The following is a 16,709-nucleotide window of genomic DNA, read 5'->3' on the forward strand; positions in this document are numbered from 1 at the left end:
TCAGCGAGGAGGCGCAGTTGCCGACACCGGCGACGGCCACGCGAATGGGATGGTGGGACACGGGACTCCTTGGTCATGAGGCATCCCGCACCGGCCGTGCGCCGGTGCGGGACGCCTCGCGGGGGTGAGGTGCGAGGAAGCGCCCGGCGCGAGTGGCGAGCCGGGCGGTGCGGTGCGGGCCGGTCAGGGGCCGCGGGCCACCCGTTCCTGCGGGCGGGGCTCCTCGGTGCTGGTCGTGGCGGGCTCACCGAGCCTCGCGGGGTTCTCGGGCGAGGCCGTTGTTCGTTCCGCACCCGTCCGTCCGGGGGAGCCGGCGCCGCCGGTCGAGGCGGACCCGGTCCGCGCGGACTCGGGGCGGCTGCCGTCCGGCAGCGGGATCTGTCCGGAGACGCACCCCGCGCTCATCGTGGTGCCTCGGGGATGTCGCGGGTTCCGGCATCCGGTGCAGCTGTCGTCTCCAGGGGCAAGGGCCGGACCCTGTCCCTGGACGGCGCGCGGGGAGCTCGGTGCATCAGGTCGTCCTCTCCGTGTCGGGGATCCGGCCGCCGCCCTCCGCGGTCGCCGATCGACGTCCGGCCGTGGGCCGATCCGCCACCGCGGATCGCTTGCGGCTCATCCCGTGCAACATGTATCGCTATGCGCAACGCTGCTCGTGCGACGAGTCTCCGGGGCGTCGCCCTCGCTGTCAAGGGGGCCGGGAAGGAGGTCGCGGTCCGCGGGCGGACCCGGAGGCGCCCCACCTCCCGCGTCAGCGCCGGGCGCTCCGGCCTCGACCGTCGGCGCCCCGGCTCGCGGTCACCGTTCCAGGGCATGCCCGCCACCCGAGGCCGGGCGGCCGGCCTCGGGTGCACGTGGTGCGCGGTCACCGGGAGCGTCCGGCCTGTTCGTGATCGACCGCGTCGAGCTCCATGCGCTCGAGGATCGTGGCGGAGATCTCCTCGACGGACATGGAGGCCGAGTTGACGTACGGGATGCCGTTCAGGGCGTACATCTCCTCGGCGTTGCGCAGTTCCCAGGTGCACTGGGCGAGGGAGGAGTAGGCGGTGGCGGATCGTCTCTCCTGGCGGACCTGGCTGAGCCGGAGGGGCTGTGAGGTGAGTCCGAAGCACTTGCCGGTGTGGGGGATGACGGGGGCCGGCAGGGACCGGCGGTCGAAGTCCTCGTCGACCAGCGGGAAGTTGGCGACGCGGATGCCGTGCTGCAGGGCGAGGTACATGCTGGTCGGGGTCTTGCCGCAGCGGGAGGGGGCGATGAGGATCAGCTCGGCCCGCTCGAGCGCCCGGACGGACTGGCCGTCGTCGTGCTCCATGGCGTACTCCACCGCCGCCATCCGGGTCCGGTAGCGGCCGGCGTCCCCGAGCCCGTGGGCCCGCCCCGGTTGGAGGTTCGCCGTGGCGTGCAGTGCGGTCTCGAGCTGGGGAAGGTGGGTGCCGAAGAGGTCCACGAAGAAGCCCCGGCTGGCGGCGAGGACGTCGCGGATCTCCGGGTCGACGACGGTGGAGAACGCGACCGGCATCCGACCGGCGGCGGCCACGGAGTCGATCCGGGCCGCCACCTGCCGTGCCCGCTCCACGGTGCTGACGAACGGCACGGTGTGGCGCTCGAAGCGCTGTTGCGGGAACTGGGTGATCAGGGTGTTGCCCAGGGTCTCGGCGGTGATCCCGGTGCTGTCCGAGAGGAAGAACGCCACCGGACAGGTCTCGGTCACTGCTGCTCTCGTTCTCTGCTCAAGGTGTGTCCTCCGTCCGGGAGCGTGCTCGGTGCGTGTGCGGTGCCCTGGTCCGGGTGCGCACGGCACTCGGACCAGGGCGGTCTCACCTGCTGGGCTGGGCCGCGGTGCGGGCCAGGGCCAGCCAGGTGTCCACCACGGCGTCGGGGTTCAGGGAGACGGAGTCGATGCCCTTCTCCAGCAGCCAGGCGGCGAGCTTGGGGTGGTCGCTGGGGCCCTGGCCGCAGATCCCGACGTACTTGCCGCGGTCCCTGCAGGCGGTGATGGCCATTCCCAGCAGCTTCTTCACGGCCGGGTCGCGCTCGTCGAAGGAGCCGGCGACCAGTGCGGAGTCGCGGTCCACGCCCAGGGTGAGCTGGGTGAGGTCGTTGGAGCCGATGGAGAACCCGTCGAAGTGGTCCAGGAACTCATCGGCCAGCAGCGCGTTGGCGGGCAGCTCGCACATCATCACGATCTCCAGCCCGTCCACCCCCCGTTCCAGGCCGTTGGCGGCCAGCAGCCCGATCACGCCCCGGGCCTCGGCGAGGGTGCGCACGAAGGGGACCATGAGCTTGATGTTGGTCAGGCCCATGGCGGTGCGGGCGTGGACGATCGCCTCGCACTCCAGCTCGAAGGCCGCCCGGAACTCCTCCGAGAGGTACCGGGAGGCGCCCCGGAACCCGAGCATGGGATTCTCCTCCTCGGGCTCGAACTGCGGGCCGCCGAGCAGGTTGGCGTACTCGTTGGACTTGAAGTCCGAGAGCCGGATGATCACCGGCTCCGGGGCGAAGGCCGCCGCGATCGTGGCGATCCCCTCGGCGAGGCGCTGGACGTAGTACTCGCGCGGGCCGGCGTAGGCGGTGATCCGCTCCCGGATCCGGTCGGCCACACCGGGGTCCGGCTGCGGGGACCCGTTCTGCAGGGCCAGCAGGGCCAGGGGGTGGATGCCGATCTGGCGGTTGATGATGAACTCCAGCCGCGCCAGCCCCACCCCGTGGTTCGGCAGCTGGGCGAAGGCGAACGCCTGCTCCGGGGTGCCCACGTTGAGCATGATCTTCAGGGGTGCTTCCGGCATGGCACCCAGGGCGGTCTCCTCCACCGTGTAGTCCAGCAGGCCCGCGTAGACCAGGCCCGCCTCGCCCTCCGCGCAGGAGACCGTCACCGGGTCCCCCTCGGCCAGCACCTCGGTGGCGTCCCCGGCCCCGACCACCGCCGGGATGCCCAGCTCCCGGGCGATGATCGCCGCGTGGCAGGTGCGCCCGCCGCGGTCGGTGACGATCGCGGCGGCCTTCTTCATGATCGGCTCCCAGTCCGGGTCCGTCATCGAGGCCACCAGCACGTCCCCGTCCTGGAAGGAGGCCATCTGCCCGATCGAGGACAGCACCCGGACCTGTCCGGCGCCGATCCGCTGGCCGATCGCCCGGCCCTCGGCCAGCACCCGAGCCGTCTCGTGGAGCCGGTAGCGGGAGACGGTCCCGGCGGCCCGGCGGGAGACCACCGTCTCGGGGCGGGCCTGCAGGATGTACAGGTGCCCGTCGGTGCCGTCCAGGCCCCACTCGATGTCCATGGGCCGGCCGTAGTGGGCCTCGATCGCCACCCCGTAGCGGGCCAGCTGCTCCACCTGCGCGTCGGTGAGGCTGAACCGGGCCCGCAGCTGCGCCGGCACCGGGACGAAGCCCACCGTCTCCCCGAGCTCGGCGGAGTCCGTGTAGGTCATCTGCAGGGCCTTCTCGCCCAGCCCGCGCTTGAGCACCGCCGGCCGGCCCGCGGCCAGGGCCGGCTTGTGGACGTAGAACTCGTCCGGGTTCACCGCCCCCTGCACCACGGCCTCGCCCAGCCCGTAGGAGGAGGTGAGAAACACCGCGTCGGGAAACCCGGACTCCGTGTCCATGGTGAACATCACCCCGGAGGCCCCCACGTCGGAGCGCACCATCTTCTGCACCCCCGCCGAGAGCGCGACCTCGGCGTGGGTGAAGCCGTGGTGGACCCGGTAGGCGATCGCCCGGTCGTTGTACAACGAGGCGAAGACGTCCTTCACCGCCGCCAGCACGCTCTGCACCCCGCGCACGTTCAGGTACGTCTCCTGCTGCCCGGCGAAGGAGGCGTCCGGCAGGTCCTCCGCCGTCGCGCTCGAGCGCACCGCCCAGGACACCTCCACCCCCGCCGGCTGGGCACCGGCCAGCTCCTCGTAGGCCTCCCGGATCGCAGCCTCCAGCGGCTCCGGCAGCGGCGACGCCCGGATCATCGAGCGGATCCGGGCGCCCGCGGCCGCCAGGGCACCCACATCGGCGGTGTCCAGGCCCTGCAGGGCCTCCGCGATCCGCGCCTCGAGCCCGTCGGCGGCCAGGAACTCCCGGAAGGCCGTCGCCGTCGTGGCGAAACCACCCGGAACCGCCACGCCGGCCGCGCCCAGATTGCGGATCAGCTCGCCCAAAGAGGCGTTCTTGCCCCCGACCTCCGGAAGGTCGGACAGATCGATCTGCGTGAACGGAAGAACATAGGTCATCGGAATCGTGCTCCTCAGGGTGCGTGCGGGCGGACATCGTTCGAGTTGCTGCGGAAGGTCTGGTGCCGGACCCCGTGCGGACCGGAGGCCAGGAGGTGTGCTCGATCGGGGCGTGCGCGTGCGGTCTCTCGCCACCCGTGGTGGTGGATGCGCTGCGACCGGTGCGCACCGCCGGGTGCGCCGGGCGCGAACGGGGGAGCGCGATGCAGGGCCTCCAGCCCGTGACGCAGCTCACGCATCTGTCGCCAACAGATATATCACTTATATACAGGGCTCGGAAGGATGTTGCGGAGTTCGTCGGAGCGGCTCGTCCGGGCGGCGACGGGGGTGTCGACAGGATCGGAAATGCGTGTGTTGCGTTGATTGCAACAGGTATGCGTCTCAATGGGGGCGGATACGCCTATGAAAGTCGGCCACGGAGACAATGTTGCGGTGAACCCTTGACCGTGGCGCACATCACTTCCTACAGTGAGGCAACTCGGTTGCGATAATTGCAACAACCGGCAACCGGGGAAGTCACGACCCCACAACTGCCGGGCGCAGCGACGCCCTCCGCCCCATCGCCGAGGCGTGCGATGCGGAGCCGGGGGCGCGGCCCTACCCGCGACTCACCCGGACAGCCCGTCCGGAATCCGCTCCCCGAAAGGACGATCATGACCACCTCGCCCACCGCCACCGCCCCGAACGCCACCAGCGTCGCCGAGCTCGAGCGCCTGAAGACCCTGCACAACGGCCAGAAGGAGCAGCTGACCTTCTCCGACGCCGAGTTCGAGCGCCGCCTCACCGGGCTGCGGGCGATCATGGCCGCCAAGGACCTCGACGCCGTCATCCTGACCAGCTACCACGGCATCAAGTACTACTCGGACTTCCTCTACACCACCTTCGGGCGCAACTACGCCCTGGTCGTCACCGCCGAGGACTCCGTCACGGTCACCGCCAACATCGACGCCGGCATGCCCTGGCGCACCAGCTACGGCGACAACATCGTCTACACCGACTGGCGCCGCGACAACTTCTACTACGGCCTCCAGGAGGCCCTGCGCCGGCGCGGCGTGGTCGCCCGCCGGATCGGCGTCGAGGACGACGCCCTGCCGCTGCTGACCCGCCAGCGCATCCAGGCCGCCTTCGAGGGCGCCGAGCTCACCGACGTCTCCCAGGACGCCATGCGCCAGCGCATGATCAAGTCCGCCGAGGAGATCGAGGTCATCAAGCACGGCGCCCGCATCGGCGACCTGGGCGGAGAGGCCATCCGCGCCGCGATCCGGGCGGGCATCACCGAGTACGAGGTCGCCCTGGCCGGCACCGAGGCGATGGTCCACGAGATCGCCCGCACGTTCCCGCACCGCGAGGTGCGCGACACCTGGGTGTGGTTCCAGTCCGGGATCAACACCGACGGCGCCCACAACTGGGCCACCACCCGCAAGCTGCGCCGCGGGGACATCCTGTCGCTGAACTGCTTCCCGATGACGTCGGGCTACTACACCGCCCTCGAGCGCACCCTGTTCCTGGGCGAGCCGGACGCCCGCTCGCGGCAGCTGTGGGAGATCAACGTCCAGGTCCACGAGCGCGGCCTCGAGCTGATCAAGCCGGGCGCGGTGTGCAAGGACATCGCCGCGGAGCTCAACGAGATCTTCGTCTCCCACGGCCTGCTCGCCAACCGCACCTTCGGCTACGGCCACTCCTTCGGCGTCCTGTCCCACTACTACGGCCGCGAGGCCGGCCTGGAGCTGCGCGAGGACATCGACACCGTGCTGGAGCCGGGCATGGTCGTGTCCATGGAGCCGATGATCACGATCCCCGACGGCGAGCCCGGCGCCGGCGGCTACCGCGAGCACGACATCCTCGTCGTCGGCGAGGACTCCGTGGAGAACATCACCAAGTTCCCCTACGGCCCCGAGCACAACATCGTCCAGGCCTGACCCGGACGGTCCCGGTGGCGCCGCCCGAGGGCGGCGCCACCGGCACCCCGGCCGGGTGCGGCCGCCCGGACCCGGGCGGCCGCACCGTGCACCTCCGCCAGTCCCACGCACCCAGGCACACGGAAGGAACCCTGTGGCCAGCACCCGTTTCCTCGAAGACCTCGACGCGCACAGCTACGCGGACTACACGTCCACCGGCCAGGGGCTGGTGCTCATCCCGACCGGGGCCACGGAGCAGCACGGGCCCCACATGCCGCTGGGCGTGGACGCCATGCTCTCCCGTGCCATCTCCGCCGCCGCGGCGGAGGACCTCGACGCCCTGGTCGCGCCGGTCTTCGCCTACGGCTACAAGTCCCAGCCCCGCTCCGGCGGCGGCAACCACCGCACCGGCACCACCAGCCTCTCGGCGCAGGCCCTCATCGCGCAGACCAAGGACGTCGTGCTGGAGCTCTTCCGCCACGGCATCCGCCGGGTCGTGGTCGTCAACGGCCACTTCGAGAACTACCAGTTCCTCTACGAGGGCCTCGACCTCGCGGTGCGCGAGGCCCGGGCCGGCGGCCTCGACGACAGCCGGGCCATGCTGCTCTCGTACTGGGACTTCGTCGACGACGCCACCCTGGAGGCCGTCTTCCCGGACGGCTTCCTCGGCTGGGACATCGAGCACGGAGGAGTGCTCGAGACGTCCCTGATGCTCCACCTGCACCCCGAGAAGGTCGACATGTCACGGGCTCCCGACCATCCCCCCGCTGAACTGACCGCCTACGACGTGTTCCCCGAGGACCCGGCCCGGACCCCCGGCTCGGGATGCCTCTCCTCTCCGGCAGGCGCCACCGCAGAGCGGGGCGAGCTGCTGCTCTCCACCGTCCGTTCCGGGATCGTCCGGGCGGTCACCAGCGAGTTCGGGAAGTGAGATCCACATGAAGAAGTCAGATCCCTCGGCGACGGCCGCCACGGAGCCCGTGACCGTGCCGCGGTTCCGCGGGCGGAACCTGCCCGCCCTGGACCGGGCCGTCATCACGGTCCTGCCGCCCCTGCTCATCATCGCCGTGCTGGTGGTGGTCACCCTGGACCCTGGCGGCGCCGCCGAGGCCATCGCCACGGCACGCACGTTCGTCACCGGGAACTTCACGTGGCTGTTCATCCTCTACTCGCTGGTGGCGGTCGCCGTCTGCGTGTGGCTGGTCTTCAGTCGCATCGGCAAGGTGCGCCTCGGCGGCCCGGACGCCCGTCCGGAGCACGGCAAGTTCGCCTGGTACTCGATGCTCTTCGCCTGCGGGCAGGGCATCGGCCTGATCTTCTGGTCGGTCGCCGAGCCGATCCTGCTCCGGGACGACAACCCCGTGGTCCCCGCCGGGGAGGACGGCGCGGCCGAGGGCGCCATGGTGTGGTCCTACTTCCACTGGGGGTTCACGGCCTGGGCCATGTACTGCGTGGTGGCCGTGTGCCTCGCCTACTCCCACCACAACCTCGGCAAGACCCTCACCTTCCGCGAGGCCACGGTGGACATCCTGCCGAAGTGGTCGCAGCGCGGAGCCGGCGTGGTCGTGGAGCTGCTCGCCATCATCGCCACCGTCCTGGGCCTGGCCACGTCCTTCGGCTTCGCCGCCATGCAGTTCAGCTCGGGCCTCTCGTCCTTCACCGGGATCTCCCCGAGCTCGAACGTCTGGCTGCTCGTGATCCTGGGCCTGGGCGGGCTCACCGCCGTCTCCGCGTTCTTCGGCATCAACAAGGGCATGAAGCGGATCAGTGAGCTCAACTCGGTGCTGAGCATCGTCCTGCTCGTGGCCGTGTTCGTCTTCGGCCCCACGATCTTCCTCATCTCCAACATCACCCAGACCTTCGGCTCCTTCTTCGCCAACTTCACGGCGATGAGCTTCTGGACCGACGCCGGCACCGCCGGTCAGGGCATCTCGACCTGGCAGGACAGCTGGAACGGCTGGTGGACCGTGTTCATCTGGTGCTGGGTCATCGCCTTCAGCCCGTTCGTGGCCGGCTTCATCGCCCGCATCTCCCGCGGCCGCACCATCCGCGAGTTCGTCATCGGCGTCACCGTGGTGCCCTCGCTGATCGTGATGGTGTGGATCGGGGTGATCGGCTCCGCCGCCCTGCACTACGACGACGCGAGCGAGCGCGGGATCTCCGCGGCGGTCGCGGCCGACACCTCCAGCGGACTGTTCGTGATGCTCGAGTCCGTGCCGGTCATCGGCTCGCTGCTGCTCGTGGTGGCCACCGTCCTCGTCGCCACCTACTACGTCACCTCCCTGGACTCCGGCGCCCACGCCCTGGCCGAGTTCGTCTCCGCGCCCCGCCGGGCCGGTCCGGTCTTCCGCGTGGTGCTGGTCGCCAGCATCGCCGCCGTGGCGGTCACGCTGCTCACCCTCGGCGGCACCGCGGTGGTCGACACGGTCCAGACCGGCACCATCATCGGCGCCTTCCCCTTCTCCTTCGTCATCCTGTTGATGATCGCGAACCTGGTCCGCCGGCTGCTGACCCGCACCCCGGAGACCGTGCGCCTGGAGCGGGAGGTCAACGACCCCGCGCCGGACCCGGACACCGGTGTCCCCGGCAGCAGCACGGTGGAGCGGACGGCGCCGGAGCCCCCGGCGCGGCGGCCCGAGGCGGCCTCCGCACGGGAACCGGTCCCGGAGGCGCTCGCGCGGCCGTGACCACCGTGCCCGGCCCTCGCCCCCTGACGGCGTCCACTCCGTCGGGGGCGAGGGCCGGGCACAACGGGTCCGGGATGCGGGACCGTGGAGCACGGTCCCGCATCCCGGACACCCCACGGTGGCGGCGCCGCCGCCGTGCAGGAGAATGAGGAGTCCTATGACTGAGTCACCAGCAAGTGCATCCTCGCGCGAAGCGCGCGCCGCGTCCGTCGTCTCCCACGCCCTGCACGTCCTGCGCTGCTTCTCCGCGGACGAGCCGACGCTCGGGGTGACCGAGATCGCCGCCCGCGTGGGCCTGCACAAGAGCACGGTCTCCCGGCTCCTGGTCACCCTGGAGCAGGAGGACGTGGTGGAGCGCGACCCGCAGACACGGCGCTACCGCCTCGGGCTCGGGCTGATCTCCGTGGCCGGGCCGCTGCTCGCGGAACTGGACGAGCGTCGGGTGGCATATCCCGTGCTGCTCGAGCTGACCGAGCAGACCGGCGAGACCAGCGCGCTGCTGGTCTGGAACGGCGACCAGGCGGTCTGCGTGGAGCAGATCCCCAGCCCGCGACAGATCAAGCACACCACTCCGCTGGGCACCCGCTACAACACGGCCCTCAGCTCCTCGGTGCAGCTCTTCCTCGCGGAGCAGCCCCCGGAGCGGGCCCGGGCGCTGCTCCTGTCCGGCATGCTCGAGCTCCCCGACCCCACCGAGGCGAGCATCGACGTCTACCTCGAGGCCCTGCGCCAGGTCGCCGACGACGGGGTGGCCGTCAACTACGGCAGGACCTCCCTGGACGAGGTCGGTGTCGCCGCCCCCGTCCGTGACCACCGGGACCAGGTGGTCGCCGCCGTCATGATCGCCGCTCCGCGCTACCGGGTCACGCCCGAGCAGGCCGAGCTGCTCGCGGCCGCGGCCGTGGCGGCGGCCCGGGAGGTGTCCCTGCGTCTCGGCGCCTCCCCGGCGGCCCGCCGGGCCGGGCGGGCGCCCCTGGAGGCACGCTGACCCGGAACCTCCTCAGGCCCCGGCGGCCAGGTCCCGGCCGATCGTCTCCCGCAGGATCTCGCTGGTGCCCCCGAAGATCGTCAGCAGCCGGGAGGCGAGATACGCCTGCGCCACCGGGTACTCGAGGATGTAGCCGTACCCGCCGTGCAGCTGGAGGCACCGGTCCGTGACGGACTTCGCCCGCTCCCCGGCCCAGTACTTGGCCTTGGACGCGCCGACCACGTCGAGCGCCCCCGCGTTGAACGCGTGCACCGCCCGCCGCACGTAGGCCTCGGTGACCTCCACCTCGACCGTCAGCTCCGCGAGCTCGAACCGGGTGTGCTGGAAGTCGAGCACCCTGGTGCCGAAGGCCGTGCGCTCGCCGGTGTACCGGAGCGTGCTCTCCAGGGTGGAGCGCGCCACGGCGCTCGCGGCCACCGCCACCGCCAGCCGCCCCTGGGGCAGCGCCTGCCGGATCTGCCGCAGCCCGCCGCCCTCGGCCCCCACCAGGTTCGCGGCGGGGACCCGGACGTCCTCGAAGAACAGCTCGACGGTGTCGGAGGCCCTGACCCCCATCTTGTCGAGCTGCCGGCCGGTCTCGTAGCCGGGGTAGTCCGCCTTGTGCACCAGGAACAGGCTGAATCCGTCCTCCCCGGCCCGGCCGGTCCCGCCGTCCGTGCGCGCCAGGACCAGGGCGGCGTCCCCGCTCATCCCGTTGCCGATGAACGTCTTCTGGCCGGTGAGCACCCACTCCTCGCCGTCGCGAACGGCCCGGGTGCGCACCCCGCGCAGGTCGGAGCCCGCGCCCGGCTCGGTCCAGGCCACGGAGGTGACGAGCTCCCCCGTGAGCATCCGCGGCAGCCACCGCTGCTTCTGCTCGCCGGTGCCGTGGGCGAGCAGGTGGGGCAGCACCCAGTCGTCGTGCAGGTGCAGGGCCAGGGCCACGCCGAGGGCGCCCTGCCGGACCAGCTCCTCGTCGAGCACGGCGCGGAACCGGTAGTCGGTCAGGCCCATGCCCCCGAACTCCTCGGGCACCGCGAGGCCCAGCAGCCCCGCCTCGCCGGCGGCCGTCCACAGGCTGCGGGGCATCAGGTGCTGGGCGTCCCACTCGGCGTAGTGCGGAGCCACCTCGCGGGCCGTGAACTCGCGGGCCACCTCGCGGAACTCCTCGTGCTCCTCCGCGTAGAACGGCTCGGAGAACGGCTGGGCGGCCGGGGACTCGGTCACGGGGTGCCTCCTGGGGCGGCGGGGGCCGGCGCGAACGCGGTGCGCAGCGCGGCCCAGGTCATCTCCTCGAGGGCGGCCCGGGCGGTGTCGAGCCGCTCCGCGTCCGGCGGGGTGCGCAGCCGGTGCGCCGTCCGCAGGGAGTGGGGGGTGGAGTTGATGAGCCCGAAGGCGGCCTGGGCGCGCAGGGTGAGCTCCGCGACGTCGCGCGCGGGGGCCAGGTCCTGCAGGGCCTCCACCCACAGCGTCACGTAGCCGCGCTGCAGGGCCCGGACCGTGTGACGGTCCTCCTCGGTGAGGTTCGGCAGCTCCCGGTCCTGCACCACGATCACGGCGGGCCGGTGCAGCGCGAACTCCACCTGGAAGGAGATCAGCGCCCGCAGCCGCCGGGCCGGATCGGGGGAGCGGGCCGCGACCTCGCGGCCCCGGTCCAGCAGGTCGTGGCTGACCTCGAGCAGGACCGCGCCGAGGACCGCCTGCTTGCTCGGGAAGTGCCGGTAGACCGCGGGACCGCTGACCCCTGCGGCCGCGCCGATGTCGTCGATCGAGACGCCGGCGAAGCCCCGCTCGGCGAACAGTGCGGCGGCGGCGGTGAGCAGGTCCTCGCGCCGCTGGGCCTTCGCCCGTCCGCGCACGGTGGTGGGCGGACGGGGGGTGTGCTCGGTCTGGGTCACGGGTCCTGCTTCCGGTCGCGGATTCCTGGACATTCTAGTGAGCCGCCACTAACCTGAACCCCAAGTTAGTCGAGATTAACCGAAATGGCACCCCAGGCCGCCGCCCGGACGGAGGGAACCGATGCGCGTGCTGAGCACCGAGGTCGATCCGGGCGGCGCGGAGTTCGCCGCCAACACGGCCGCCCAGCAGGAGCTGGCCGAGGAGCTGGCGCGGCGCCTCGAGCGGGCGGCCCGGGGCGGCCCGGAGGCCTCCCGGCAGCGGCACGTGGGGCGCGGCAAGCTGCTGCCGCGCGAGCGGGTGGACCACCTCCTGGACACCGGCAGCCCGTTCCTGGAGATCGGTGCCCTCGCCGCTGAGGGGATGTACGACGACGAGTGCCCCGGGGCCGGCCTGATCGCCGGGATCGGCCTGGTCCACGGCCGGCAGGTGATGGTCGTGTGCAACGACGCCACGGTCAAGGGCGGCACCTACTACCCCATGACGGTCAAGAAGCACCTGCGCGCCCAGGAGATCGCCCTCGAGAACCGGCTGCCCTGCGTCTACCTCGTCGACTCGGGCGGGGCGTACCTGCCCCTGCAGGACGAGGTCTTCCCGGACCGGGAGCACTTCGGGCGGATCTTCTACCACCAGGCCAACCTGTCCGCGGCCGGGATCCCGCAGCTCGCGGCCGTGCTCGGCTCCTGCACCGCGGGCGGGGCCTACGTCCCGGCGATGAGCGACGAGACGGTGATCGTGCGCGAGCAGGGCACCATCTTCCTGGGCGGGCCGCCGCTGGTGAAGGCCGCCACCGGGGAGGAGGTCACCGCCGAGGAGCTCGGCGGCGGGGACCTGCACGCCCGCACGTCCGGGGTGGTCGACCACCTCGCGGAGAACGACGTGCACGCCCTCGGGATCCTCCGGGACATCGTGGCGACCCTCCCGCCACCGGGTCCCCGCGCCTGGCCGGTGCTCGATCCGGTGCCCCCGGCCGTGGCCGAGGACGAGCTCGCCGGGGCCGTGCCGGTGGACCCCAACTCCGGCTACGACGTGCACGAGGTCATCGGCCGGCTCGTGGACGGCAGCCGCTTCGCCGAGTTCAAGGCGGAGTACGGCACCACGCTGGTCACCGGCTTCGCCCACGTGCACGGCCACCCCGTGGGGATCGTGGCCAACAACGGGGTGCTCTTCGGGGAGTCGGCGCTGAAGGGCGCGCACTTCGTGGAGCTGTGCGACCAGCGGGGGATCCCGCTGCTGTTCCTGCAGAACATCACCGGCTTCATGGTGGGCCGCGACTACGAGGCCGGCGGCATCGCCAAGCACGGCGCCAAGATGGTCACCGCCGTGGCCACCACCCGGGTGCCGAAGCTCACCGTGGTGATCGGCGGCTCCTTCGGAGCCGGCAACTACTCGATGTGCGGGCGGGCGTACTCCCCGCGCTTCCTGTTCCTCTGGCCCCAGGCGAGGATCTCGGTGATGGGCGGGACCCAGGCCGCCTCGGTGCTGGCCACCGTGAAGGCCGACCAGCTGGCGGCCCGCGGGCAGGAGTGGGACCCGGCCGAGCGCGAGGCGTTCATGGCGCCCGTCCGGGCCCGGTACGAGGCCCAGGGCAGCCCCTGGTACTCCACCGCCCGGCTGTGGGACGACGGCGTGATCGCCCCCGCCGACACCCGGGAGGTGCTCGGGCTGGCCCTCGAGGTCTGCTCCCGGGTCCCGCTGCCCGAGCCCGCCCTCGGCCTCTTCAGGATGTGAGCCCCGTGACTGCCGGCACGCCCCCCGCCCGCTTCGACGTCGTCCTCGTGGCCAACCGCGGCGAGATCGCCCGCCGGGTCCTCCGCACGCTCAGGGCGCTGGGCATCCGCTCGGTCGCCGTCTACAGCGAGGCCGACCGGGACGCGGTGCACGTGCGCGAGGCCGACGTGGCCGTGTGCGTGGGCCCCGCCGCCCCGGCGCAGAGCTATCTGCGCATCGACGCCGTGCTCGGGGCCGCGCGGGCCACCGGCGCGCAGGCCATCCACCCCGGCTACGGGTTCCTGTCCGAGAACGCCGCCTTCGCCCGGGCGTGCGCCGCCGCCGGGATCGTGTTCATCGGCCCCGGCACCGAGGCGCTCGAGACCATGGGCGACAAGATCCGCGCCAAGCAGCACGTCGCGGCCGCCGGGGTGCCCGTCGTCGCCGGGGTCTCGGAGGCCGGGCTCGACGACGACGCCCTGGTCGCCGCGGCCGCCGGGATGGACTATCCCGTCCTGATCAAGCCCTCGGCCGGCGGCGGCGGCAAGGGCATGCACGTGGCCCGCACCCCTGCCGAGCTGCCGGAGGCCCTGGCCACGGCCCGGCGGGTGGCCGCGGCCGCCTTCGGGGACGACACCCTCCTGCTGGAGCAGCTGATCGAGTCCCCCCGGCACATCGAGGTGCAGGTCCTCGCCGACGCCCACGGCGCCGTGGTGCACCTGGGGGAGCGGGAGTGCTCCCTGCAGCGGCGGCACCAGAAGATCATCGAGGAGGCGCCCTCGCCGCTGCTGGACCCCGCCGCCCGGGAACGGATCGGGGAGGCCGCCTGCACGGTGGCCCGCTCCGTCGGCTACACCGGTGCCGGCACCGTGGAGTTCCTGGTGCCGGCCGCGCAGCCCGAGACCTTCTTCTTCATGGAGATGAACACCCGCCTGCAGGTGGAGCACCCCGTCACCGAGCTGGTCACCGGCGTGGACCTCGTGGCCCAGCAGCTCCGCGTCGCCGCGGGAGAGCCGCTGGGCCTGGCGCAGGAGGACGTCGTGCTCACCGGCCACGCGGTCGAGGCCCGGGTCTACGCGGAGGACCCCGCGCGCGGCTTCCTGCCCACCGCCGGGACCGTGCTGGCGCTGGAGGAGGTCTCCGGCCCCGGGATCAGGGTGGACTCCTCGCTGGCGCCGGGTCTGCGGGTGGGCCCGGACTACGACCCGATGCTCGCCAAGGTCGTCGCGTGGGGCGCCGACCGGGCCCAGGCCCTCGACCGGCTCGACCTCGCCCTGGCCCGGACCGTGGTGCTCGGGGTCGGCACCAACACCGAGTACCTGCGCGCCCTGCTCGCCGATCCCGGCGTGCGCGCCGGGGACGTGGACACCACCCTCGTCGAGCGGCGCCTGCCCGAGCTGGAGTTCACGGCCCCCGACGAGACCCACCTCGCCGCCGCGGCCGCGTTCCTCGCCCGGCACCACCCCGCCGATCCGCGCCCCGCCGGGGACCTGAGCCCCTGGTCCCGCCCGGACGGCTGGCGGGCCACCGGGCGCGCCCGGCCCGCGGTGGTGCTGGCCCACGGGCTCGAGGAGCCCCGCCGGACCGTCGTGGACCCCGCCGTGCGCCTGAGCCCGCTGCCGGGCCGTCCGGCCGCGCACCTGCTCGAGGCCGGCGGCACGTCGCGGGTGGTCCATCTCGCCGCGGCCCCCGACGGGCTCAGCGTCTGGGTGGGCGAGGACGGCTTCGCCGTGCAGCTCGACGTCCTGTCCCGCGAGGCCCTGCTCGAGCGGGCTCTGGCCGCCCTGGAGCGCACGGCCGGGCCCGCCGCCCCGGAGCTGCACTCGCCCATGCCCGGCACCGTGGTCGCCGTGCCCGCGGCCACGGGGGAGCGGGTCGCCGAGGGCCGGACCGTGGTGGTGGTCGAGGCCATGAAGATGGAGCACCGGCTGACCGCGCCCACGGCCGGCACCGTCGAGGTCCTGGTCCGGCCGGGCGAGCAGGTGCGGCTGCACCAGCTGCTCGCCCGCGTGGTCCCCGACGCCGTCGCCGGGCACGCCCCCGACGGCAGCCCCGGCGGCACCTCCGACAGCACCCCCGGCGGGACGCCCGGCGACGCCCCGGGGGCGTCCGGCGCCCGCCCGCCGACCGGTCCCCGCCCGACCGAGCCCCTTCCGACCGACCAGGAGCAGAGCACATGAACTTCGAGCTCGACGAGGAGTACCAGGACCTCTCCGACACCGTCCGCGACTTCGCCGACGAGGTGATCGCCCCCGTCTCCGCGCGGTACGACGCGGCCCACGAGTTCCCCTACGACATCGTGGCGCAGATGGGGGAGATGGGCCTGTTCGGCCTGCCCTTCCCCGAGGAGTACGGGGGGATGGGCGGGGACAGTTTCGCCCTGTGCCTGGCGCTGGAGCAGATCGCCCGGGTCGACCAGTCCGTGGCCATCACCCTCGAGGCCGGGGTGTCGCTGGGCGCCATGCCGATCTTCCGCTTCGGCACCGAGGCGCAGAAGCAGCAGTGGCTCCCCGACCTCGCCGCGGGCCGGGCGCTCGCCGGGTTCGGTCTCACCGAGCCCGAGGCCGGCTCGGACGCCGGCGGCACCCGCACCACCGCGAAGCGCCAGGACGGGCAGTGGGTGCTCGACGGGGCCAAGGAGTTCATCACCAACTCCGGCACGGACATCACCCGCCTCGTGAACGTCACCGCGGTCACCGGCACCACGGAGCTGCCGGACGGGCGGGTCCGGAAGGACATCTCCACGATCATCGTCCCCACGGACACCCCCGGCTTCCGCGCCGAGAAGGCCTACGACAAGGTCGGCTGGAACGCCTCGGACACCCACCCGCTGTCCCTCCGGGACGTCCGGGTCCCCGAGGAGAACCTGCTGGGGGAGGAGGGCCGGGGCTACGCCAACTTCCTGTCCGTCCTGGACGAGGGCCGCATCGCCATCGCCGCCCTCGCCACGGGCGCGGCCCAGGGCTGCGTCGAGGAGTCCGTGCGCTACGCCCAGGAGCGGCAGTCCTTCGGCCGCCCCATCGGGGCGAACCAGGCCGTGTCCTTCAAGATCGCCCGCATGCAGACCCGCGCGCACACCGCCCGGCTGGCCTACTACGACGCCGCGTCCCGGATGCTCGCCGGCCGGCCGTTCAAGACGCAGGCCGCGATCGCCAAGCTCGTGGCCGGGGAGGCCGCGATGGACAACGCCCGGGACGCCACCCAGGTCTTCGGCGGCTACGGGTTCATCAACGAGTCCCGGGTGGCCCGCCACTACCGGGACGCCAAGATCCTCGAGGTCGGCGAGGGCACCACCGAGGTGCAGCTCATGCTCATCGCCCGCGAGCTGGGACTGTGA

Annotated in this window: 11 protein-coding genes; 7 read left to right on the forward strand and 4 right to left on the reverse strand. The window is 72.6% G+C overall.

All coding sequences use genetic code 11. From position 1 onward, the window contains the following. Positions 1–862 precede the first annotated feature (862 nt). Both RCG67_RS13040 and ppsA read right to left on the reverse strand, forming a co-directional pair. On the reverse strand, positions 863–1,708 hold the full coding sequence (locus tag RCG67_RS13040) for a pyruvate, water dikinase regulatory protein (RefSeq protein ID WP_368826811.1): 846 nt from the start codon (positions 1,706–1,708) through the stop codon (positions 863–865). 106 nt (positions 1,709–1,814) lie between these two features. Next, positions 1,815–4,214, reverse strand: coding sequence for a phosphoenolpyruvate synthase (ppsA, locus tag RCG67_RS13045; RefSeq protein ID WP_368826813.1), 2,400 nt, complete (start codon positions 4,212–4,214; stop codon positions 1,815–1,817). Positions 4,215–4,867: 653 nt separating this feature from the next. On the opposite strand from ppsA, the gene RCG67_RS13050 reads away from it, so the two are divergent. The 4 genes from RCG67_RS13050 (at position 4,868) to RCG67_RS13065 (ending at position 9,787) form a co-directional block, all read left to right on the forward strand. Continuing rightward, on the forward strand, positions 4,868–6,133 hold the full coding sequence (locus RCG67_RS13050) for a M24 family metallopeptidase (RefSeq protein ID WP_368826815.1): 1,266 nt from the start codon (positions 4,868–4,870) through the stop codon (positions 6,131–6,133). 133 nt (positions 6,134–6,266) lie between these two features. After that, the gene (locus RCG67_RS13055; protein WP_368826817.1) at positions 6,267–7,043 is read left to right on the forward strand and encodes a creatininase; all 777 of its coding nucleotides are present in this window, start codon (positions 6,267–6,269) and stop codon (positions 7,041–7,043) included. A 7-nt stretch (positions 7,044–7,050) separates the two neighbouring features. Next, on the forward strand, positions 7,051–8,799 hold the full coding sequence (locus RCG67_RS13060) for a BCCT family transporter (RefSeq protein ID WP_368826819.1): 1,749 nt from the start codon (positions 7,051–7,053) through the stop codon (positions 8,797–8,799). Between the two features lie 157 nt (positions 8,800–8,956). Continuing rightward, positions 8,957–9,787: an IclR family transcriptional regulator gene (locus RCG67_RS13065; RefSeq protein WP_368826821.1), complete on the forward strand. Its 831-nt coding sequence runs from the start codon at positions 8,957–8,959 to the stop codon at positions 9,785–9,787. Between the two features lie 12 nt (positions 9,788–9,799). On the opposite strand, the gene RCG67_RS13070 is transcribed toward RCG67_RS13065, so the two are convergent. Further along, complete coding sequence (locus RCG67_RS13070; protein WP_368826823.1) at positions 9,800–10,993, reverse strand: acyl-CoA dehydrogenase family protein; 1,194 nt, start codon at positions 10,991–10,993, stop codon at positions 9,800–9,802. Next, positions 10,990–11,664: a TetR/AcrR family transcriptional regulator gene (locus RCG67_RS13075; RefSeq protein ID WP_368826825.1), complete on the reverse strand. Its 675-nt coding sequence runs from the start codon at positions 11,662–11,664 to the stop codon at positions 10,990–10,992. The genes RCG67_RS13070 and RCG67_RS13075 overlap by 4 nt, the downstream gene beginning before the upstream one ends. A 121-nt stretch (positions 11,665–11,785) precedes the next feature. Here RCG67_RS13075 and RCG67_RS13080 point away from each other — a divergent pair, with 121 nt between their 5' ends. Genes RCG67_RS13080 through RCG67_RS13090 form a run of 3 tightly spaced genes read left to right on the forward strand, consistent with a single transcriptional unit; the run spans position 11,786 to position 16,709 of the window. Further along, positions 11,786–13,393, forward strand: a complete 1,608-nt coding sequence (locus RCG67_RS13080; protein ID WP_368826827.1) for a carboxyl transferase domain-containing protein — start codon at positions 11,786–11,788, stop codon at positions 13,391–13,393. Continuing rightward, the gene (locus tag RCG67_RS13085; protein WP_368826829.1) at positions 13,390–15,552 is read left to right on the forward strand and encodes an ATP-binding protein; all 2,163 of its coding nucleotides are present in this window, start codon (positions 13,390–13,392) and stop codon (positions 15,550–15,552) included. The genes RCG67_RS13080 and RCG67_RS13085 overlap by 4 nt, the downstream gene beginning before the upstream one ends. Next, the gene (locus tag RCG67_RS13090) at positions 15,549–16,709 is read left to right on the forward strand and encodes an acyl-CoA dehydrogenase family protein (RefSeq protein WP_368826831.1); all 1,161 of its coding nucleotides are present in this window, start codon (positions 15,549–15,551) and stop codon (positions 16,707–16,709) included. Before RCG67_RS13085 ends, RCG67_RS13090 begins: the two co-directional genes overlap by 4 nt.

The sequence above is a fragment of the Kocuria cellulosilytica genome, from assembly GCF_040981245.1.
Lineage (GTDB): Bacteria > Actinomycetota > Actinomycetes > Actinomycetales > Micrococcaceae > Kocuria > Kocuria cellulosilytica.